The organism is Aquitalea pelogenes, assembly GCF_001515305.1.
Taxonomy (GTDB): domain Bacteria; phylum Pseudomonadota; class Gammaproteobacteria; order Burkholderiales; family Chromobacteriaceae; genus Aquitalea; species Aquitalea pelogenes.
On the sequence record NZ_LNQV01000007.1, the window covers coordinates 25,867 to 45,200 of the forward strand.

Consider the following 19,334-nt stretch of genomic DNA (forward strand, 5'->3'; position numbering starts at 1 on the left):
CGCCTTCGGCCAGCAAACCCTATACCTGCAGGAAGGCAGGCTTGGTCAGCCACCTGCGGACCTGACGGAGACGCCCCATGGATGATTCCCGGCAACAACAGACCTTCCGTCTGCTCAGCCGTGCGGTGCTGGGTGTGCTGCGCAATGCGCAGGATGGAGAGCTGCCACTGTTTGCCTGGACGCTGGGCCTGTCGCAAGCAGACTTGCTGGAGATGCTGTCCGCCTGTGCGCCAGAACTTGGCACCATGGAAGCCCTGCCCGATGCCCAGTACCAGCAACTGCTGGCCCAGCGGCCACCCTTGCATAATGATTTGCTGCTCATGCTGCTGGCCAACCGCTCGGCGGCGGAAAATCCGCAACATGGCCGCTGGCTTGCACATGCAGTGGCTGTAGCCAGCCTGGGCAGCCGCCACCTGTGGCAGGACATGGGCCTGTCGTCCCGACACGAGCTGAACCAGCTGTTGCAGTGCTATCTCTACCCCTTGCATGTGCGCAATCGGGGCGATGCCAAATGGAAGCATTTCCTCTATGCAGAGCTGGCAGAGCAGTTGGGTCGACCAGGCCTCAAGCCGCCGGAATGCCACCGCAATCAGAAGCGCACCGTTTGCCACCCATCCGGGACAGGAAATCTGACATGAAGCAACAGGACATCACCCTGCAAGGCGCATTGTGGCTGAACCTGGCCGGGGAAAAATTCGGCAGCCCGCAGCATCTGGCCTTGCTGGCGCAAATCGATGTCTGCGGCTCCATCAGTCAGGCAGCGCGCGATATCAGACTGAGCTACAAAGCAGCATGGGATGCCATCGACCATATGAACAATCTGGCCGGTGAGCCGCTGGTGGAGCGGCTGTCCGGTGGCAAGGGCGGTGGCGGTACCCGGCTGACCGCACGTGGCCGCCAGCTGGTGGCCAATTACCAGATCATCGAGCGGGAACATCAGCAGTTCCTGCGCAATCTGCAGCGTCAGGCCAGCGGCATGGCCGACGACTTGCTGCTTTTGGGAGGCATGAGCATGAAAACCAGCGCGCGCAACCAGTTTCTGGGCAAGGTGGTGGCCGTCAGGAACGGTGCGGTGAATGACGAAGTGGAACTGGAAATCACCGATGGCCTGCGCCTGGTGGCCGTGGTCACCCACGACAGCGTCGCCAGCCTGGGGCTGGAACCGGGGGTGACGGCCTATGCGCTGATCAAGGCGTCGTCGGTGATTGTCGGAACTGGGGATGACGACATCCGCCTGTCGGCGCGCAACCAGTTGCGCGGCACGGTGAGCAGGCTGATTCCCGGCGCAGTCAATAGCGAAGTGGTGATCGAAATTGCCGCCGGGGTCAGCATCGCCGCCATCATCACCAATGGCAGTGCCGAAGACATGGGCTTGCAGACCGGCTGCACCGCCACCGCCATCTTCAAGGCCTCCAGCGTGATTCTGGGCGTGCCGGGCTGACGCGACAGCACAACAAAAAGCCCATGTTGCGACAACATGGGCTTTGCATGTTCAGAATGCCGGGTTTCAGACTTCCCAGTATTCCTTTTCCCGCCCGCCAGAACCGGGGTTGAGTTTTTCGTGCAGACGGCGCAATTGTTCCGGCTCGCCACGCACGCGGAACCAGCTGCCCTCTTCATCCGCCCGTTCCTCCAGCACCTGGCAGTGGCTGTAGATTTCCCCGCGCAGCTGCTGGGCCGACCACGGCAGCAGGATTTCATCCTCGGTCAGGTCTTGCTGGAAGAAAGCCACGATGCGGGCGCGCAAGGCGGACACATCTTCCGGACGGCGCGCACTCATCACCACGCAGCCGGGGTAACGCTGTTCCAGCTCGGCGCGCCAGCCGCTTTCGTCTGCCACGTGGTCGATCTTGTTGAACACGCGGATACGCGGTACCTCGTCGGCACCGATTTCATGCAGTACGGTATCGGTTACTTCCAGCTGGCGTTCAAAGCCCGGGTCGCTGGCGTCGATCACATGCAGCAGCAGGCCGGCATCCAGCGCCTCTTCCAGCGTGGATTTGAACGATGCCACCAGGCCGTGCGGCAGGTTCTTGATGAAGCCCACGGTATCGCTCACCAGCACGCGCGGCACGCTTTCCGGGTAGATGGCGCGCACCGTGGTATCCAGCGTGGCAAACAGCTTGTTGGCCACCAGCAGTTCGCTACCGGTCAGTGCCCGCATCAGGGTGGATTTGCCGGCATTGGTATAGCCCACCAGCGACACCCCGGCCAGGCCCTGGCCCTGCCGTTCCAGACGGCGGGCACGCTGGGTCTTGCGTTCCAGCTCCATCGCCAGGATTTCACGTTGCAGTTCGGCAATGCGGTCGCGCACCTTGCGGCGGTCCAGTTCGGTATGTGATTCACCCGAACCACGGCCACCCATGCCGCTACGCTGACGGCCCTGCGGACCGGCCAGCTTGGCCGCCTCGCGCAGGCGCGGTGCCATATAACCCAGCCGGGCGATTTCCACCTGCGCCTTGGCCGCCCGTGAGCGGGCATTGCGGTGGAAAATCTCCAGAATCACCATGGTGCGGTCCATCACTTCGCAACCGACAGCCAGCTCCAGATTGCGCGCCTGGGACGGGGAGATTTCGTGATCCACCAGCAGTACATCAATTTCAATGGCGGACGGGTCCAGCCATTGCGGCGCATCGGCCAGCTCGTCAGCGCGCAAGCCGCGATTGACATACATGTGGATTTCTTCCAGCTTGCCCACCCCCAGATAGGCGGTACGGTCAAAGCCGTTACGCTTCTGGACAAAGGTATGCACCACCTGAAAACCCAGGGTCTTGGCCAGTTCGCTCAACTCGGCCAGCGAGGAGGCAAACTCGACATCGCTGACTTCCGGCAACTGGACTGATGCGATGATGGCGTATCTGGGCTGTTCTTTGACTTCTGTTTCTTGCATGGGCAGATTGCTTTAACTTTGGCTGGCGAGCCGCGATTCTACCCGTAAATGCCCGCGCCCGCTGCCAAGATCGCAGCAGGCTTGACCCTGCCAGTCAGCCAGCCGATACTGCTGCGCCGCTGCCGGCTTTACCGCCGCTTCCATCATTCATTCTTCTTTACGTCTGTCCCGCTCATGCCATTCACCTCTCTGGGCCTGCAGCCTGCGCTGGCCGATGCCGCCACCGCCCAAGGCTATGCCACCCCCAGCGCCATCCAGCACGCTGCCATTCCCGCCATCCTGCAAGGGGGCGATGTGCTGGCTACCGCCCAGACCGGCTCGGGCAAGACTGCAGCCTACTGCCTGCCACTGCTGCAACAATGGTTGAGCGACCACACAAGCAAGCGCCGCCAGCTGCGCGGGCTGATCCTGCTGCCCACACGTGAACTGGCCATCCAGGTGGGTGCCACCCTGCGCGAACTGGGCGACAGCCTGCCGCGCCATCCCAAGGTGGTGGTGGCCTATGGTGGGGTTTCCATCAATCCGCAGATGATGGCCCTGCGCGGCGGTGCCGACATCGTGGTGGCTACGCCGGGCCGCTTGCTGGATTTGCTGCAACACAATGCGCTGAGTCTGTCTGCGGTCAGCACCCTGGTGCTGGACGAGGCCGACCGCTTGCTGGACCTGGGTTTTGCCGCCGAAATCAAGCAGTTGCTGGACTTGCTGCCGCCCTACCGGCAGAACCTGCTGTTTTCCGCCACTTTCCCGCCAGCGTTGCGCACACTGGCCACGCAATTGCTGCGACAGCCGCAAACCATCGACATTCCGGCCACGGCTGAAAATGGCCCGGCCATCCGCCAGCGGGCCATCGAAGTGGATGCAGCGCGCCGTACCATGCTGCTGCGTCATCTGCTGCAAAGTAAAAGCCCGGAACGGGTGCTGGTATTTGTTGCCAGCCGCCACAGCGCCGAGCGCGTCAGCGGCAAGTTGCAACAGGCAGGTATCCGTGCCGCCGCCCTGTACGGCGACTGTAGCCAGGGCCAGCGTGGCCAGGTACTGGCCGACTTCAAGGCTGCGCGGCTGCAAGTGCTGGTAGCCACCGATGTGGCGGCCCGCGGCATCGACATTGCCCGGCTGGAGATGGTGGTCAACTACGACCTGCCGCGCTCACCTGCGGATTACACCCACCGCATTGGCCGTACCGGCGTGCCGGTGCCAGCGGCGTGGCCATCAGCTTTGTCTGTGCCGACAACGCCGCCCACTTCCGCCTGATCGAGAAGCGCCAACAGCTCCAGCTTGAGCGGGAACGCATTACCGGTTTCGAACCGCAGGATGCGCCGGCGAGCACTCCGCTTGTCGACGGTAATGGCGGCATCAAGGGCAAGCGCATGAGCAAGAAGGACAAGCTGCGCGCGGCCCAGGCGGCCCAATCCTGAAACCAGCCCTGAAGCCAGCCCCGGCGGGGGCTGCAATCAACCTGCAATGACAATTGAGTTTGCGATTTCCGCCATGTTAATATCATGAAGCCGCTACGGAAAACGCCAGCTCCGCCCCTCTGAATCAGGCGCAACCGGGCCGGTAAACACTTCTCCCCTCATCGCAGCACAGCACAGTACGCCGGTATTGGAGCGCTGATTGAAAAAGACTTTCGCCAGCAGTCTGGTCCTGCGCATGTGCGGATTGATCCTGCTGTCCATCCTGGTATTCGCCTTTGGCTGCTATCACCTGATCGTGCAGCGCACTGTCGACAGCCTGGCCCAGTCGGAAATGCAGATTTCCGCCCAGCAATTGCAGTCCCGCACCCAGCATTTGCTGTCCAGCGTGCAGGACACCTTGCGTGCCAGCCAGTCCTGGGGCCGCAACAGCACCTGGAACAGCCAGACCGAATGGCTGGCGGCCAATCGTCACGAACTGCAGCGCTTCAACGATTTCTTTTTCCCCATCATTGAAAACCACGCCGAGATAGCCTCGGTCAACATGGCACATCAGTCCGGGCGCGAAATCCTGCTGCTGCATGATGCCAACGGCGGCTGGACCAATCGCATCAGCGACCCGGCACACTGGGGCCGCACCACCTACTGGTTTTTCTGGGACCGGCAACGCAGGCTGATCCGCAGCGAGACACGGCAGCAGGATTACGACGCCCGCCAGCGCCCCTGGTTTCGCAATGCCATGGCCAGCAACGATGACGGGGCCATTGTCTGGACCAGGCCCTATACCTTCTACACCACGCACCAGATCGGCCTGACTGTCTCCACCCGCTGGACCGCCAGTGACGGCAGCCGCTTCGTGATTGGCCATGACGTCAACCTGAGCAGCCTGTCCCGCCTGGCCGGCACCTTGCCTTCGGAAGGCGCCAAAACCCTGGCCTTGCTGGATGAACAGGGCCGCCTGCTGGCCCTGCCCTATGCCGATGGCCAATTGCAGCCGGGCGAGCAACTGCACCCGCTGGCCACGGTGAACAACGGCCCCCTGTCGCATGCCTATCCGCACTGGCTGCTGCGCAGCCAGCTGGCCGGGCAAGCCAGCCGCTTCACCGCAGGCGGGCAGGAATGGTTCAGCCTGTTTCAGCCGATGACGCTTGGCGACCAAACCTGGTGGATTGCGGTGATTGCCCCCGAATCCTCCTTTCTGCCCGGCACCGCCAGCGACCTGATCCTGCTGGTACTGATCAGCATTGCCGCCCTGATTTGTGCCGGCATGGTGGCACTGCGCATGGCACAGCGCTTTGCCCGGCCACTGGAATTGCTGGCACAGGGCAGCGTCCGTTTCGGCCAGCTGGAGCTGCAACAGGCGGTCAGTCAGGATGCCCTGCAAGCCCCCTGGCTGGAAGTGCGCCAGCTGGCAGCCGCACAGGAGCAAATGCGTCAGCAATTGCTGGTCAAAACTTCCGAACTGCAACAGGCCCGCGCCGAGCTGGAGCAAAAAGTGGTCGAGCGCACCAGCGACCTGCAACATCAGGTAGCCCTGGTGGAAGCGCTGCTGGACACCATTCCCAATCCCATTTTCTACAAGGGTGCCGACACCCGCTTCATCGGTTGCAACCAGGCATACGAGCAGGCCTTCGGCATAGACAGAAGCAACTTCATCGGCAAACGGGTGCTGGAGCTGGAATACCTGCCGGCCAGCGCCCGCCAGATCTTCCAGCAGGAGGATGAAGCGGTCATTGCCAACTGCAGCCGCATTTCGCGTGAAGAACAGCTGCGCTTTGCCGATGGGCAGTTGCATCACGTGCTGTATTCGGTCACCGGCTTCCGCCACGAGGACAGCACCCCGGGCGGACTGATTGGCGTGATTGTCGATGTCAGCGCCATCAAGATTGCCGAGCAGGAAGCCCGTGCCGCCCGCCATCAGGCCGAAGCCGCCACCCGTGCCAAAGCCGAATTCCTGGCCAATATGAGCCATGAAATCCGCACGCCGATGAATGCCGTCATCGGCATGACCCAGCTGGCACTGCAAACCCAGCTGAGCCCGCAGCAACGCAATTATCTGGAGAAGGTCAATACCGCAGCCAACGGCCTGCTTGGCCTGATCAACGACATCCTGGATTTCTCCAAGATCGAAGCCGGCAAACTCAGTTGCGAGCAAACCGAATTCGCGCTGGAAGAAGTCATTGCCCGGGTGGCCGACCTGATGGCGCTGCGGGTGCGGGACAAGGGGCTGGAACTGCTGTTCGACATTGACAGCGCGGTTCCCGCCCGGCTGATTGGCGACCCGCTGCGCCTGGGTCAGGTGCTGAACAACCTGGTGGGCAATGCCGTCAAGTTCACCGATTCCGGCGAGGTAACGCTGAGCGTGCGGCTGGAGCGGGAGGAACAGGACAAGCTGACACTGCACTTTGCCGTCAGTGACACCGGCATCGGCATGAGCGCGGCCCAGCAGGACTGTATTTTCCAGGCTTTCTCGCAAGCTGACAGTTCCACCACCCGCCGTTACGGCGCACCGGCCTTGGCTTGAGCATCAGCAAGCACATCGTGCAACTGATGGATGGCGATATCACCGTCAGCAGCCAGCCAGGACAGGGCAGCTGCTTCAGCTTTACCTGCCAGTTCGGCAAGGCGGATGCCGAAGAGCCGGCACTGAGCACGCTGCCGGACATCCGTGGCATGCGTGCGCTGGTGGTGGATGACAATGCCGCAGCGCGCGAAGTATTCGTCCACATGCTGCAAGCACTGCAACTGGAATCATGGTCGGTGGACAGTGGCACGGCTGCCTTGCAGGCCCTGCAGCAGGCACAGGATGCCGGACTGCCCTATCAGCTGGTGCTGATCGACTGGAAAATGCCCGGTATGGACGGGGTGGAAACCCTGCGCCGCATCCAGGCCAATACACAACTGGACACCCCGGTATGCCTGCTGGCCACCGCGCACGATTGCGACAGCCTGAGCCAGGCGCTGGGCAACACCACGGTTGACGGCATTTTCAACAAGCCGGCCACCTTCTCCACCTTGCTGGACGCCATTCACACCGCCTGCCGTCATCAGCCGGCGCTGCAAGTCGGCAGCAATGCCCCGCGGCTGGATCTGGCACAGCTGCGTCAGTTGCTGCAAGGCGCACAGGTCCTGCTGGTGGAAGATAACCAGACCAATCAGGAAGTGGCGCTGGAACTGTTGCGTCAGGTCGGCATACAGGCCGATCTGGCCGAAAACGGCGCCCAGGCCGTGGCGATGGCTGCCGCCAGGGACTATGCCCTGATACTGATGGACTGCCAGATGCCGGTGATGGACGGGCTGGAAGCCACGCGCCAGTTACGCCTGGGCACACGTCACAACGCGAGCAAGATCGTCGCCATGACCGCCAATGTCATGGAAGGCGAAGAACAGCGCTGCCTGGATGCCGGCATGGACGACTACATCGCCAAGCCCATCGACATCCAGGTGTTTTACGCCTGCCTGCTGCGCCACTTGCGCCCCGGCATGCCGCAAAGCCTGCCCGGCAAGCTGACGCTGCCCGGCAGCAGCCGCAGCAGCGATGTCGTCCTGAACCGCGATGCCGCCCTGCTGCGCATGGGCGGAGACACCACCTTGTACCAGCGCTTGCTGCATCGCTTCCGCGAGCGGGAAAGCGATGCCTGCCAGCGGCTGCAACAAGCCTTGCAGCAGGCAGACACCGAAGCCGCCCGCCGCATCGTGCACAACCTCAAGGGCCTGGCCGGCAATCTGGGTGCGGACGCGCTGGCCGCCGCCTGCCGTCACGCGGAATACCATCTGGACAGCGATATCGACAGCCGCGACCAGGCCATCAGCAGGCTGGAACAACAGCTGCAAGCCCTGCTGGCACAACTGGAGCAGGAGCAAATACCGGCCACGACTATAGTGGGTGCCGGTCATGACAGCATCCGTGCATTGCTGGATACGCTGGAACAACAACTGCGTGACGATGACATCCGCGCCAGCAAGACCGCGGCGGAATTGTTCCGCAACCTGGCTGATCACGAAGCCGCCGACGCCGCCGAACAGCTGTCACGTCAGGCGGGCCAATATGAATACGAAGCCGCCTTGCAGCAGCTGGCCCAGCTGCGCGCCCGGCTGCAAGCAAGCTGACCATGCATGCCAACCGAAAGCCCATTATCCATGGCTGATCTCAGACAACGTCAAAGCATCCTGATTGCCGACGATGTGCCGGACAATATCGAATTGCTGGCCGCCATCCTGGAAGACGAATACACCATCAAGGTGGCACCCAATGGTGAGAAGGCGCTCAAGATTGCCTATTCCGACACCCCGCCGGACCTGATCCTGCTGGACGTGATGATGCCAGGCCTGAGCGGGCATGAAGTGTGCCGCCGGCTGAAGTCCAATCCGGACCGTCAGCACATTCCGGTCATCTTCGTCACCGCCATGTGTTCGGTGGAGGATGAAAAGCTGGGGCTGGAAATCGGCGCGGTGGATTACATCACCAAACCTATCAGCCCGCCGGTGGTCAAGGCACGGGTGCGCACCCATCTGGCCTTGTACGACCAGACGCGCGAACTGGAGCGCATGGTGGTTCAGCGCACCAACGAGTTGCTCAGCTCGCGCCAGCAAATCATCCAGCGCCTGGGGCGTGCCGCCGAGTTCAAGGACAACGAAACCGGCAACCATGTCATCCGCATGGCGCATGCCACCCGGCTGATCGCCGAAGTGGCCGGCCTTGGCAGCAAGGCGCAGGAAATCCTGCAACTGGCCGCGCCCATGCACGATATCGGCAAGATCGGCATTCCGGATCACATCCTGCTCAAACCGGGCAAGCTGGATGCCGAAGAATGGAAGCTGATGAAACAGCACCCGCAAATGGGGGCCGACATCATTGGCAGCCACGATGACGGGCTGCTGCAAACCGCCGGCATCATTGCGCTGAGCCATCACGAGCGCTGGGATGGCAGTGGCTATCCCTTCGGCTTGCGTGGCGAGGCCATTCCACTGGCCGGGCGCATCGTGGCCATTGCCGATGTATTTGATGCGCTGCTGTCGGCCCGTCCCTATAAAAAGGCCCTGCCGCTTGAAGAAGCGCTGGACTATATGTACGGCCAGTCCGGCGCGCACTTCGACCCGCAACTGATTGCCGCCTTTCGCAAGGCCTTGCCGGAAATCCTGCGGATTCGCGCCAACTATGCCGACGACGAGGGTCAGGACAACTGAGTGCTGACGGTTTTCGTACAGGCAGAAAAACAAAACCCCCGGCTAGCGGGGGTTTTGCTTTGGGATTACTGCGTCCGGGCTTACAGCTTGAACTGCGACACCAGGTTGCGCAAATCACCACCACGGCGCGACAGGTCCTGAATGATGGTGAGAATGCGTTGCACGTTCTCATCACTTTCCAGTGCCTTGGTGTTGATGCGCTCTGCACTTTGCGCCATCACCGTGGTCGCCGTGCTCTGCTCCTTGGTGGAGCTGGTGATTTCCGACATGCGGCTGGCAATGTCCTGCGTGCTGGCCTTGATGCGGCCCACCTTCTCGGCCGCTTCACGCGACATCGCCACCCCGGTGGCAACACGCTCGTTGGTCTTGCTGGTATGGCCGATTGCCACTTCGGTCTGGCTCATCACGCTGTTGATCATCTGCGCGATTTCTACCGTGGCCGATGCTGTCCGCTCGGCCAGCTTGCGTACTTCGTCCGCCACCACGGCAAAGCCACGACCTTGCTCACCGGCACGTGCCGCTTCAATGGCCGCATTCAGTGCCAGCAGGTTGGTCTGGTCCGCAATGTCACGAATCACCGCCACAATGCCGCGAATCTGTTCGGAATGCGAAGACAGGTCGCCCATGGCGCTTTGCAGGGCATCCACCGTCTGCACGATGGACTGCACTTCGCGCGCCACTTGCTCCATCGCCTGGTAGGAGTCTTCCGAGTTTTCACGGGTGGAAGCGACCAGTACTTCGGTTTCCCCGGCATTGTCGGCAATGTGGTTGATGCTGACGGTGATCTCTTCGATCGTTGCCGCCGTGGCCGACAGTTCATTGGACTGCACGCGGGAATCCGAGGCAATGCTCTCGGCGGCCTGATGCAGGGCTGCGGTATCGCGCGCCAGCGCTTCGGCATCGTTGCGCACCGAGACGAACATGCCATGCAGCTTGTGGACGAAGGCATTGAAGGCCTCGGCAATCTGGCCAACTTCATCATGCGAGCGTACCGGCAGGTGCAGGGTCAGGTCGCCATCGCCGCTGGCTACGTTACGCATTGCATCGCGCAGTTCGGTCAGGCCGGACATCATGCGGGCCACACCGATGGTTGCCAGCAAGGCCGCCACCACCACACCGGCAATCAGCACGGCGATCATCAGCTCGATCAGGTGGGTCACTGACACGGTAGCCGCCGCCACCGGCACCACCACGCCCAGCAGCCAGCCGGTCTTGCCCACCGGATACAGCGCAGTCATGCTGGCTTCGCCGTTCAGGTTGATGGTTTGCAGTGTGCCGTCCTTGCTGACACTGTTCAGATCAAAGCCCGGCATCACTTCGTTGATTTTCTTCAAGCCCGAATCCTTGACCGGATGGGCAATCACCGAGCCGTCACCGGTAATCAGGAAGGCAAAGCCGTCACCCGGCAGCTTGGAGGACACCACTTCGTCCGCTACGCGCACCAGGGAGACATCACCACCGGCCACGGCAACCAGCTGGCCATCTTTGCGCAGGGCCTTGGCAAAGGTGATGATGGGCTTCTTGGTAGCAGCGTCAATGTAAGGCGCAGTGGCAATGGCGTCCTGCGAATTGCTGGCCGCCAGGTACCACGGTCGGCCTGTCGGGTCATAGCCCGGAGGCACTGGCGTGGAGCCGGTGAATTGCGTCATTTTCTTGCTGGGTTCACCGACATACATGTCATCCAGCTTGCCAGCCACCTGCGACTGGTCAAGGATGGGTTTCATGTCCCCTTCGGTAAAGTGCAGCAAGGCAGAGCCGACAATATTCTGACGCGTGGAAACCCACTCGGTAATAAAGCTGACCTTGTTATTGGCCGTCTGGACAATCTGGTCACTGATGGAAGAAAGCATCGCTTCCTTCATTTTCCAGTAGGCCACACCGCAGAACAGCAGCGAAATGGCTACCAGAATCATCAGTACAAATGCAAGCATTCTGGAACGGAGAGTACGCATGGAGGATCCTGTTCTTATAATTACTTAAAACCACACATTGCTAGCTGACACGACCGCCTGAGGTGGTCACCGGCGTGCTGCAATGTTCCCGGCTTCAATCCGACACGTCAATACCAATTTCAAATGCATCCAGCATTTTCAACAGACTGATGCACAATATTGGCATTGATGAAGCAATTAACGCTCTGTTTCATGCATATCCCTCCCCGAAACATCAAATAAAACACTGACTGAATAGATTTATCACTGCTCTCTCTAGTTATTGATCAGTTTCAGGCAACAATCCAGCACTACACACAAAATAGACCAAAGGCATGAAAAAAGGACGCCGCTGCGTCCTTTTCATGTCAATTACCGGTCACCCCGGTATGGCCGATCAGCCGGCTACGGCTTCCTTCAGCAGCTTGATGGGAGTGAACACCACCTTGCGCTTTGCCGGGATCAGCACGGTTTCGCCGGTTTTCGGATTGCGGCCATTGCGCTCCGCCGTATTTTTCACCTTGAACTTGCCGGTACTGGCCAGCGTGACCTCACCACCGCTGACCAGCTCATCACGAATGGTCTGTTCCAGCGCATCCATGAAGCGCAGGACATCGACTTTGCTGCAACCGGTTTTTTCGGAAAGGATGGCAATGAGTTGTTGTTTGGTCATGCAAGGCTCCTGCGCCGCAAAAGGTGAATAGTCTCAAGCAGGAAGGTTAACCAGCCAGACCCTGCTCCAGCAAGGAAAATTTGTCATATCTGCCACAAGAGGCCGTGCCTGCCCTGCCTGCTCCAGACTTTTTGTACATGGATATTGCCTGCTTGCCCTGTCAGTTTTGATTTTGTACAATTTCATAATCAACAGTGCGGAGCTTCATCATGACAGACACCATGAACGCGGATCAGAGCCAGGCTTTCTATCTGACCATGCCCGACCACTCGCTGAGCGGCGCCGGTATTGCTGCCGGGCATATCCTTACCATCGATGCGCAGCGCAGCCCGGTACAAGGCAATCTGGTGCTGGCCGCCGTGGATGGCGAATTCATGGTGCGTCGCCTGCAGCGCAACGGGCAGCGGCTGTGCCTGCTGGCCGCTCATCCGGACTACCCGCCGATAGAGGCGGATTACGGCCAGGACTTTGCCATCTGGGGTGTCATCAGCCAGTCGGACTGCCACCTTACGGCATAGCAACAGGCCGTAGCCTGCGGAGTGCCACTTGTCTGTCATTCGGCAAGATACTGATTTTTAGTGACTTGTCGCCCTCACCTTCCTGTCTATAACGACACTATGTCATCCGACACAATTCAGGACAGGGAGCGCTTCGTGAACATTTCGCAACGACTGGCACTGACACTGGGCATTGCCTTGCTGGCATTGATAGGTATCGGCGGCTTCGGCCTGTATCAGCAAAAACAGGCTAATGCCCGCTTCGAATACCTGACGGCCAATACCTTCCCCAGCATCATTGCGCTGGATGAAATGCAGGATGCTCTGACCCAGATGCGCACCGGCACCTACCGCCATGTCATTGCGCAAAACGACAGTCAGAAAGAAAAAGACCAGCAGGCCATCAATACCCAGGACAAACACTTTGATGAAGCCGCAGCCCATTACGAGAAAGACCTGATCGTCAACGCCGAGGACCGCCAGTTGCTGGAGCAGGACCGCAAGCTGGTGGCCAGCTATCGCAGCGCCCGCGATGCCTTGTTGCAGCTGTCACGACAGCACAAGACCCAGGAAGCCGAGCAGGCCATCACCGGCGGCAATATGCGCGCGGCGACTGCGGCCTTGAGCAAGAACCTGCAGGAACACATGCAATTCAACTACCGGTTGGCGGGCAAGCTGGCCGATGACAACCGGCAGGCCTATCAGCAGGCCATCACCATGTCGATTGCGGTCATTGCTGCCTGCCTGCTGGGCTGTGCACTGCTGGGTGGCAGCCTGTTCCGGCACATTCGCAGCAGCCTGCTGGGCATGCGCGACGTGATGTTCAATGTGCGAGAGGCGCTGGATTTCCGCCTGCGGGTGAAAGTGATGCGCCAGGATGAAGTGGGCGAAACCGCCATGGCATTCAATGCCCTGCTGCAACAATTGCAGGACAGTTTCCAGGACATCCGCCGCAGCGTGGAATCCGTCGACCAGGCCATTGAGGGCATGGCCAGCAACACCACGCAGATTGCCCGCAGTTCCGAGTTGCAAAGCGAAGCTGCAGCCGCCATGGCAGCGGCCATCGAGGAAATGACGGTCAGCATCAACCATGTGTCCGACCGCGCGCTGGAGGCCAACCAGCAAACCAGTGCCGCAGGCGATACCGCCAGCCAGGGTGGGCAGGTAATCCTGGCTACGGTGAGCGGCATCACGGTGGTTTCCGAATCCATCCGCCAGGCGGCTGCCCAGGTGGCCAGCTTGCGTCAGGACAGCCAGACGGTGGCCACGGTGATGAACATCATCAAGGAAATTGCCGAACAGACCAATTTGCTGGCGCTGAATGCGGCCATCGAAGCGGCGCGGGCCGGGGAAATGGGCCGCGGCTTTGCCGTGGTAGCCGATGAGGTGCGCAAGCTGGCAGAGCGCACGGCCAAGTCCACCACGGAAATTTCCACGGTCATCAGCCAGATGCAGCAAGGCACGCAGGATGCTGTTGGCAGCATGGAACGCGTGGTGGAACGCGCCAATCAGGAAGCCGATGCCGCACGCGGTGCAAACAGCGCCATCGAACGCATCCAGGACAATACCCAGCAGGCCAGGGAACTGGTGCATGACATTTCCCACAGCATTTCCGAACAAACCAGCACCAGCACCACCATTGCCCAGCGGGTGGAACAGATTGCCCAGATGGCAGAGGAAAACTCGTCTGCCGCCAGCAGCTCGGCCGATGCCGCACGTGAACTGCACAAGCAGGCCAGAACCATTCTCAACACCGTGGCGCAGTATCAGGTGTAACGCCACCTGCTTTGCCCTGCAGCCATACCCGTCTACAGATGGGTATGGCGCTCCGGACGGGCGGCGGTTTCCATTTCGGCCAGACCCTGCAAGATGCCGCAGGCGTCCAGCGCCTGTGTCTGCTGGCAGCGCTGGCGCAGTTCATCCAGCTGCGCTTTCAGCTGCACCAGTTCGGCAATGCGCGCATCCACATGACTGATATGCGCATCCAGCACCTGGTTCACCCCGCCGCAATCGGACTGCGGGTCTGCCATCAGTGACAGCAACTGGTGGATTTCCTCATGCGTCATGTCCAGCGCCCGGCAGTTACGGATAAAGCGCAGCCGTTCCAGATGGCGCTCGCCATAGCTGCGATAGTTGTTAGCCTCGCGTTGTGGCGGTGGCAACAGCCCGGTCTTTTCATAAAAGCGCACGGTTTCGCTGGTACAGTCCGCCAGTCTGGCCAATTCACCAATTTTCATTGCACTCTCCTTTAGCTGTTGACCTTGAAGTTGCTACAGGGTGTTAACTGTATGCCAATGCAACACAGGAGACCAGCATGCAAGCCAGATACAAGCGTGTACCCGCCCCGCACGACAAAGCAGCCCACAGCCATCATGGCCACGGACAGGATGGACACAAGCATGCTGATCACCCCCACGACCACTGCTGCGGCAGCACCAGCGCGCCGCTGGAAACGCTGGCCGGAGCGCGCAGTGAAGGCGAGCTGACGGTTACGCCCATCCGCATCCTGCAAATGGATTGCCCCACCGAAGAAGCGCTGATCCGCAAACAGCTGGACGCCATGAGCGAAGTTGTCGCGCTGGAATTCCGCCTGATGCAGCGCGTGCTCACAGTCACGCACCAGAAGGCAGCACTGCCTGCCATTCTGAGCGCCTTGCGTGAGCTGGGCTTCAACCCGGAAACCGCAGCCGAGGCAGGCACTCTGCCCCCGGCCGATTCCGCTGCCGCCCCTGCCCCCTGGTGGCCGCTGGCCTCGGCCGGTTTGCTGGCACTGGCCGCCGAGCTGTGTGACTGGCTGAAAGCCCCTGGCTGGCTGGCAGCCCTGTTGGCTCTGGCTGCCATTGCCATTTGCGGCATCAGCACCTACCGCAAGGGCTGGATAGCACTGCGTCACCTCACCCTCAACATCAATGCCCTGATGAGCATTGCCGTTACCGGCGCGCTGCTGCTGCAGCAATGGCCGGAAGCCGCCATGGTGATGGTGCTGTTCACCCTGGCCGAGCGCATCGAGGCCAGGTCGCTGGAGCGGGCTCGCCATGCCATTGACAGCCTGCTGCAACTCACGCCGCCCAGCGCCACTGTGCAAGCTGGCGATGGCAGCTGGCAAAACATGCCGGTGGACGACATCCCGCTGGACGCAGTAGTGCGTGTGGCACCGGGCGAGCGCATTGCACTGGATGGCGTCATCATCAGCGGTCATTCCACGGTCAACCAGTCCGCCATGACCGGCGAAAGCATGCCACTGGAAAAACAGGCTGGCGATAGCGTCTACGCCGGTACGCTGAACGAAAACGGCGCTTTCGACTACCGTGTTACCGCCGCCGCCAGCGATACCATGCTGGCGCGCATCCGCCATGCAGTGGAGCAGGCACAGGATGCCAAGGCCCCCACCCAGCGCTTTGTCGACCGCTTTGCCCGCATCTACACCCCGACCGTCTTTGCGCTGGCCACCTTGCTGGCCATCCTGCCGCCACTATTCACCGGTGGCGACTGGCTGGCATGGATCTACAAAGCGCTGGTGCTGCTGGTGATTGCCTGCCCGTGCGCGCTGGTCATCTCCACCCCGGTTACCGTGGTGAGCGGCCTGGCCGCTGCAGCCCGTCAGGGAATACTGATCAAGGGCGGTGTCTGGCTGGAACAAGGCCGCAAGCTGCGTACGCTGGCACTGGACAAGACCGGCACCATTACCCATGGCAAGCCGGAACAGACAGCCTGGCAGGCACTGGATACTGAACACGCCAGCAACTGCCGCAGCCTGGCAGCCAGCCTTGCCAGCCGCTCCGACCATCCGGTGTCCCGCGCCTTGCTGCGCGCGGCTGAGCAAGACGACATCGCCCTGCAGGAAGTCAGCCAGTTTGCGGCAATCACCGGCCGTGGCATTCACGGGGTGATAGCCGAACGTCAGCTGTGGCTGGGCAACCTGGCGCTGGCCGGTCAGCTTGGCCGGAATACACCCGAAGTTGAGGCTTGGGTGGCTGCCCGTGAGCAAGATGGCAATAGCGTGGTGATGTTGATGGATGAAGAGCGGGTGCTGGCCCTGTTTGCCGTGGCAGACACCATCCGCCCCGCCAGCCGGGACGCCATCGCCCAGTTGCACAAGCTGGGTATCCGTACCGTCATGCTCAGTGGGGACAACCAGCAAACCGCCAGCGCCATTGCCGCTGCTGTCGGCATTGACCAAGCCCATGGCGGGCTGTTGCCACAGGACAAGGCCGACATCATTGCCCATCTGGGCCGGGACGGACTGGTGGGCATGGTGGGAGATGGCATCAATGACGCACCGGCACTGGCACGCGCCGACATCGGCTTTGGCATGGGTGCGATGGGGTCGGATACCGCCATCGAAACCGCCGATGTGGCACTGATGGATGACGACCCCGCCCGCCTGCCCGCATTTGTGCGCCTGTCCCGCGCCACGCACACCATTCTGGTGCAAAACATCGTGCTGGCGCTGGGCATCAAGGCGGTTTTCCTGCTGCTGACCCTGCTGGGCATGGGCAGCATGTGGATGGCGGTATTCGCCGATGTCGGTGCCAGCCTGCTGGTGGTGGGCAACGGCTTGCGACTGCTGCGCAAGTAGGGGTTCAGGCACGCTGCTTGCTTGCTGCATGAGCGAAACGCCTCCAACACCCCGGAGGCGTGCCGACCACCCACACCCCGGGTGGCAGGACTTGCCCGCAGGAGCCACATCATGACACCGAGCACACCGCTTACCTTGTTGATCACCCGCCGCATCAAGCCGGCACGCCACGCCGATTTTCACGCCTGGATCCGCCAGGGCGAGAGCCTCGCCACAGCCGCGCCCGGCTATCTGGGCTCCGGCCTGCTGCAACCGCCGCCGGGTGACGACCACTGGCAAATCCTGTTTCGTTTCAGCGATCAGGCCAGTCTGGATGCCTGGGCAGCCAGCCCGGCACGTCAGGCATGGCTGGCTGCAGGGGAAGAGCTGATCCAGCACAGCAGCGTGCATTGTGCCGAAGGCCTGGAGCAATGGTTTGGCCTGAAACCACCGCCACGCTGGAAACAGGCGGTGATGATCTGGCTGGTGTTCTTTCCGGTTTCGCTCTGTTTCACCCTGCTCTTGGGCGACAAACTGGCCAGCCTGCCAGTGGTGCTGCGGGTGCTGTGCAGCACCCTGATGCTGACGCCTGTCATGGTGTTCCTGTTCATTCCGCTCAGCAGCCGCCTGCTGCACAAATGGCTGCAAAGCGATGGCAGTCGTCCGACCGGACTGTCTGCCAAGCCCTGAATCAGCAACAGCCATACCTCCTGACCAGCCAACATGCTGGTCAGGATCAAACTTTGCTGCATTTTCCCCGCCCGACAGCCGGATTGCCGTCGGCAATGGCACTTCCCTCGTTTATGATTAGCTTACTGAGTATTTTCCATGCTTATCATCAGAGAGTTCCGCCATGCCCTCACCCTGGCACAGTTCGCTGGATCCCGCTCAACTGGCAAGCAGCTTGCACGCCTGGCATGCCGACCACCCCGACCAGCGCCTGCTGGCCTTGCTGGCCGAAGCCGACCGTGAGCAACTGCCAAACCTGCAAACGGCCTGCCTGCACCAGGGCATCGAACTGGCGGGTGGGGTGTTTCCCCGCCTGATCAGCAATCAGGGTTTTGTTGACCATGGCGTCATGCTGCTGCCCTGCCCTGGCGGTAGCCAAAACGCACTGTTGCGCATTCATACCGGGCAAGACCCGGCACAAACCGCGCAACACATGAGCGAGCGGATAACGCAAATGCTGGCTGCGTGGCCGGCAGATCAGGGCAAACCAACCTTGTTCATGATTTTCGATGGCATGCTGCCGGATATCGGGTCCATTCTGGATGCCCTGTACCTGCAACTGGCCGACCAGGTGTTCTACGGCGGGGTGAATGCCGGCAGCGCACAGTTTCAGCCCATTCCCTGCCTGTTCGACCAATACCAGAGCATGATGCACGGCGTGCTCTGCCTGTTGCTGCCCGCCACGGCCAATCCGGTCATCAACCATGGCTACCCGGCACCGGAGCACACCCTCACCGCCACCGCCACTGCCGGTAACCGCATTTTCCAGATTGACTGGCGACCGGCCTTCGACGCCTACCAGCAAATCGTCAAGCAACAGTTTGGTGCCGAACTGAATCGTGACAACTTCTACACCTTCGGCGTGCATTTCCCGCTTGGCATCATGCTGGCCAACCAGCAATTGCTGATTCGTGTCCCGGTAGCGCTGGAGGATGACGGTTCGGTATTTTGCGTGGGTGAGGTGCCGGAAAACGCCGTGCTGATGATGGTGCAAGCTCCGCCAGTGCCGGGCGATGACTGCGTACAGCAGGTGCTTGGCACCTTACAGCAGCGTCATGGCTCGCTGCAAGGTAAAAACCTGCTGAGCTTTTACTGTGCGGGGCGCAGTCAGCACTTTGGCCCGGCCGCACTGGAGGAAATCCATGGCCTGATCCGGCACAGCCAGGCCGCCAGTGTGACCGGAGCGCTGACGCTGGGTGAAATCGGCAGCCCGCATGAATGGGGCTACCCGCTGTTTCACAATGCCTGCATCACAGCCAGCGTCTGGATGGATGCATGAACAAGGACCAGTTGCTTGCCGTACTGTACGACCTGTCGCTCACCATCGGGCGCGAGGTCACGGTTGATGCGCTGCTCACCAAGGTGGTGCAACGCCTGCTGTTTCACACCGGCTGCCGGTCGGCCTCGTCATTCACCACCCGGATGGACTGGACGCCAATAGCGGCAGCCTGCTGAAG

At 61.1% G+C, this 19,334-nt stretch carries 17 protein-coding genes; 13 read left to right on the forward strand and 4 right to left on the reverse strand.

Going from position 1 to position 19,334, the window contains the following annotated elements; genetic code table 11:
• The first annotated feature begins 77 nt into the window (after positions 1–77).
• Both AWT75_RS04350 and AWT75_RS04355 read left to right on the forward strand, forming a co-directional pair.
• Positions 78–638 (forward strand): nitrogen fixation protein NifQ, encoded by a 561-nt coding sequence (locus AWT75_RS04350; RefSeq protein ID WP_062787664.1) that lies wholly within the window; start codon positions 78–80, stop codon positions 636–638.
• The gene (locus AWT75_RS04355; protein ID WP_062787666.1) at positions 635–1,441 is read left to right on the forward strand and encodes a TOBE domain-containing protein; all 807 of its coding nucleotides are present in this window, start codon (positions 635–637) and stop codon (positions 1,439–1,441) included. Before AWT75_RS04350 ends, AWT75_RS04355 begins: the two co-directional genes overlap by 4 nt.
• A 66-nt stretch (positions 1,442–1,507) precedes the next feature.
• On the opposite strand, the gene hflX is transcribed toward AWT75_RS04355, so the two are convergent.
• Positions 1,508–2,890 carry a GTPase HflX gene (hflX, locus tag AWT75_RS04360; protein ID WP_062787669.1) on the reverse strand — a complete coding sequence of 461 codons (1,383 nt, stop codon included), beginning with the start codon at positions 2,888–2,890 and terminating at the stop codon, positions 1,508–1,510.
• 174 nt (positions 2,891–3,064) lie between these two features.
• Here hflX and AWT75_RS04365 point away from each other — a divergent pair, with 174 nt between their 5' ends.
• The 5 genes from AWT75_RS04365 to AWT75_RS04380 all read left to right on the forward strand — a co-directional run bounded on the left by AWT75_RS04365 (position 3,065) and on the right by AWT75_RS04380 (position 9,489).
• The gene (locus AWT75_RS04365) at positions 3,065–4,141 is read left to right on the forward strand and encodes a DEAD/DEAH box helicase (RefSeq protein WP_239689458.1); all 1,077 of its coding nucleotides are present in this window, start codon (positions 3,065–3,067) and stop codon (positions 4,139–4,141) included.
• A complete protein-coding gene (locus AWT75_RS22615; RefSeq protein ID WP_239689459.1) occupies positions 4,093–4,305 on the forward strand; it encodes a hypothetical protein in 213 nt (70 codons plus the stop codon). Before AWT75_RS04365 ends, AWT75_RS22615 begins: the two co-directional genes overlap by 49 nt.
• A gap of 199 nt (positions 4,306–4,504) precedes the next feature.
• A complete protein-coding gene (locus tag AWT75_RS04370; protein ID WP_062787671.1) occupies positions 4,505–6,826 on the forward strand; it encodes a histidine kinase dimerization/phospho-acceptor domain-containing protein in 2,322 nt (773 codons plus the stop codon).
• The gene (locus tag AWT75_RS23670; protein WP_062787674.1) at positions 6,823–8,412 is read left to right on the forward strand and encodes a response regulator; all 1,590 of its coding nucleotides are present in this window, start codon (positions 6,823–6,825) and stop codon (positions 8,410–8,412) included. Before AWT75_RS04370 ends, AWT75_RS23670 begins: the two co-directional genes overlap by 4 nt.
• A gap of 30 nt (positions 8,413–8,442) precedes the next feature.
• Positions 8,443–9,489, forward strand: a complete 1,047-nt coding sequence (locus tag AWT75_RS04380) for a response regulator (protein WP_062787676.1) — start codon at positions 8,443–8,445, stop codon at positions 9,487–9,489.
• An 80-nt stretch (positions 9,490–9,569) separates the two neighbouring features.
• On the opposite strand, the gene AWT75_RS04385 is transcribed toward AWT75_RS04380, so the two are convergent.
• Both AWT75_RS04385 and AWT75_RS04390 read right to left on the reverse strand, forming a co-directional pair.
• The gene (locus AWT75_RS04385) at positions 9,570–11,441 is read right to left on the reverse strand and encodes a methyl-accepting chemotaxis protein (protein ID WP_062787679.1); all 1,872 of its coding nucleotides are present in this window, start codon (positions 11,439–11,441) and stop codon (positions 9,570–9,572) included.
• A 376-nt stretch (positions 11,442–11,817) separates the two neighbouring features.
• Positions 11,818–12,093, reverse strand: coding sequence for an HU family DNA-binding protein (locus AWT75_RS04390; protein ID WP_045844798.1), 276 nt, complete (start codon positions 12,091–12,093; stop codon positions 11,818–11,820).
• Between the two features lie 209 nt (positions 12,094–12,302).
• Between AWT75_RS04390 and AWT75_RS04395 the strand changes: the two genes are divergently transcribed.
• Both AWT75_RS04395 and AWT75_RS04400 read left to right on the forward strand, forming a co-directional pair.
• The gene (locus tag AWT75_RS04395) at positions 12,303–12,611 is read left to right on the forward strand and encodes a LexA family protein (RefSeq protein ID WP_052693649.1); all 309 of its coding nucleotides are present in this window, start codon (positions 12,303–12,305) and stop codon (positions 12,609–12,611) included.
• 135 nt (positions 12,612–12,746) lie between these two features.
• Positions 12,747–14,366 carry a methyl-accepting chemotaxis protein gene (locus AWT75_RS04400; RefSeq protein ID WP_062787681.1) on the forward strand — a complete coding sequence of 540 codons (1,620 nt, stop codon included), beginning with the start codon at positions 12,747–12,749 and terminating at the stop codon, positions 14,364–14,366.
• A 32-nt stretch (positions 14,367–14,398) separates the two neighbouring features.
• On the opposite strand, the gene cadR is transcribed toward AWT75_RS04400, so the two are convergent.
• Positions 14,399–14,827 (reverse strand): Cd(II)/Pb(II)-responsive transcriptional regulator, encoded by a 429-nt coding sequence (gene cadR / locus AWT75_RS04405; protein WP_062787683.1) that lies wholly within the window; start codon positions 14,825–14,827, stop codon positions 14,399–14,401.
• Between the two features lie 77 nt (positions 14,828–14,904).
• On the opposite strand from cadR, the gene AWT75_RS04410 reads away from it, so the two are divergent.
• From AWT75_RS04410 to AWT75_RS22070, 4 genes are all read left to right on the forward strand, one after another.
• Positions 14,905–17,169, forward strand: a complete 2,265-nt coding sequence (locus AWT75_RS04410; protein ID WP_062787685.1) for a heavy metal translocating P-type ATPase — start codon at positions 14,905–14,907, stop codon at positions 17,167–17,169.
• A gap of 111 nt (positions 17,170–17,280) precedes the next feature.
• Positions 17,281–17,838 (forward strand): antibiotic biosynthesis monooxygenase, encoded by a 558-nt coding sequence (locus tag AWT75_RS04415; protein WP_062787688.1) that lies wholly within the window; start codon positions 17,281–17,283, stop codon positions 17,836–17,838.
• 163 nt (positions 17,839–18,001) lie between these two features.
• Positions 18,002–19,156 carry an FIST signal transduction protein gene (locus tag AWT75_RS04420; protein ID WP_062787690.1) on the forward strand — a complete coding sequence of 385 codons (1,155 nt, stop codon included), beginning with the start codon at positions 18,002–18,004 and terminating at the stop codon, positions 19,154–19,156.
• A complete protein-coding gene (locus AWT75_RS22070) occupies positions 19,153–19,332 on the forward strand; it encodes a hypothetical protein (RefSeq protein WP_204376874.1) in 180 nt (59 codons plus the stop codon). Before AWT75_RS04420 ends, AWT75_RS22070 begins: the two co-directional genes overlap by 4 nt.
• Positions 19,333–19,334: the final 2 nt, after the last annotated feature.

Coding starts and splice junctions, on each gene's coding strand:
- AWT75_RS04385 (WP_062787679.1), bottom strand. CDS start 11,441: ATGCGTACTCTCCGTTCCAGAATGCTTGCATTTGTACTGATGATTCTG.
- AWT75_RS22070 (WP_204376874.1), top strand. CDS start 19,153: ATGAACAAGGACCAGTTGCTTGCCGTACTGTACGACCTGTCGCTCACC.
- AWT75_RS04355 (WP_062787666.1), top strand. CDS start 635: ATGAAGCAACAGGACATCACCCTGCAAGGCGCATTGTGGCTGAACCTG.
- AWT75_RS04420 (WP_062787690.1), top strand. CDS start 18,002: ATGCCCTCACCCTGGCACAGTTCGCTGGATCCCGCTCAACTGGCAAGC.
- AWT75_RS04365 (WP_239689458.1), top strand. CDS start 3,065: ATGCCATTCACCTCTCTGGGCCTGCAGCCTGCGCTGGCCGATGCCGCC.
- hflX (WP_062787669.1), bottom strand. CDS start 2,890: ATGCAAGAAACAGAAGTCAAAGAACAGCCCAGATACGCCATCATCGCA.
- AWT75_RS04380 (WP_062787676.1), top strand. CDS start 8,443: ATGGCTGATCTCAGACAACGTCAAAGCATCCTGATTGCCGACGATGTG.
- AWT75_RS04415 (WP_062787688.1), top strand. CDS start 17,281: ATGACACCGAGCACACCGCTTACCTTGTTGATCACCCGCCGCATCAAG.
- AWT75_RS04350 (WP_062787664.1), top strand. CDS start 78: ATGGATGATTCCCGGCAACAACAGACCTTCCGTCTGCTCAGCCGTGCG.
- AWT75_RS04390 (WP_045844798.1), bottom strand. CDS start 12,093: ATGACCAAACAACAACTCATTGCCATCCTTTCCGAAAAAACCGGTTGC.
- AWT75_RS04395 (WP_052693649.1), top strand. CDS start 12,303: ATGACAGACACCATGAACGCGGATCAGAGCCAGGCTTTCTATCTGACC.
- cadR (WP_062787683.1), bottom strand. CDS start 14,827: ATGAAAATTGGTGAATTGGCCAGACTGGCGGACTGTACCAGCGAAACC.
- AWT75_RS04410 (WP_062787685.1), top strand. CDS start 14,905: ATGCAAGCCAGATACAAGCGTGTACCCGCCCCGCACGACAAAGCAGCC.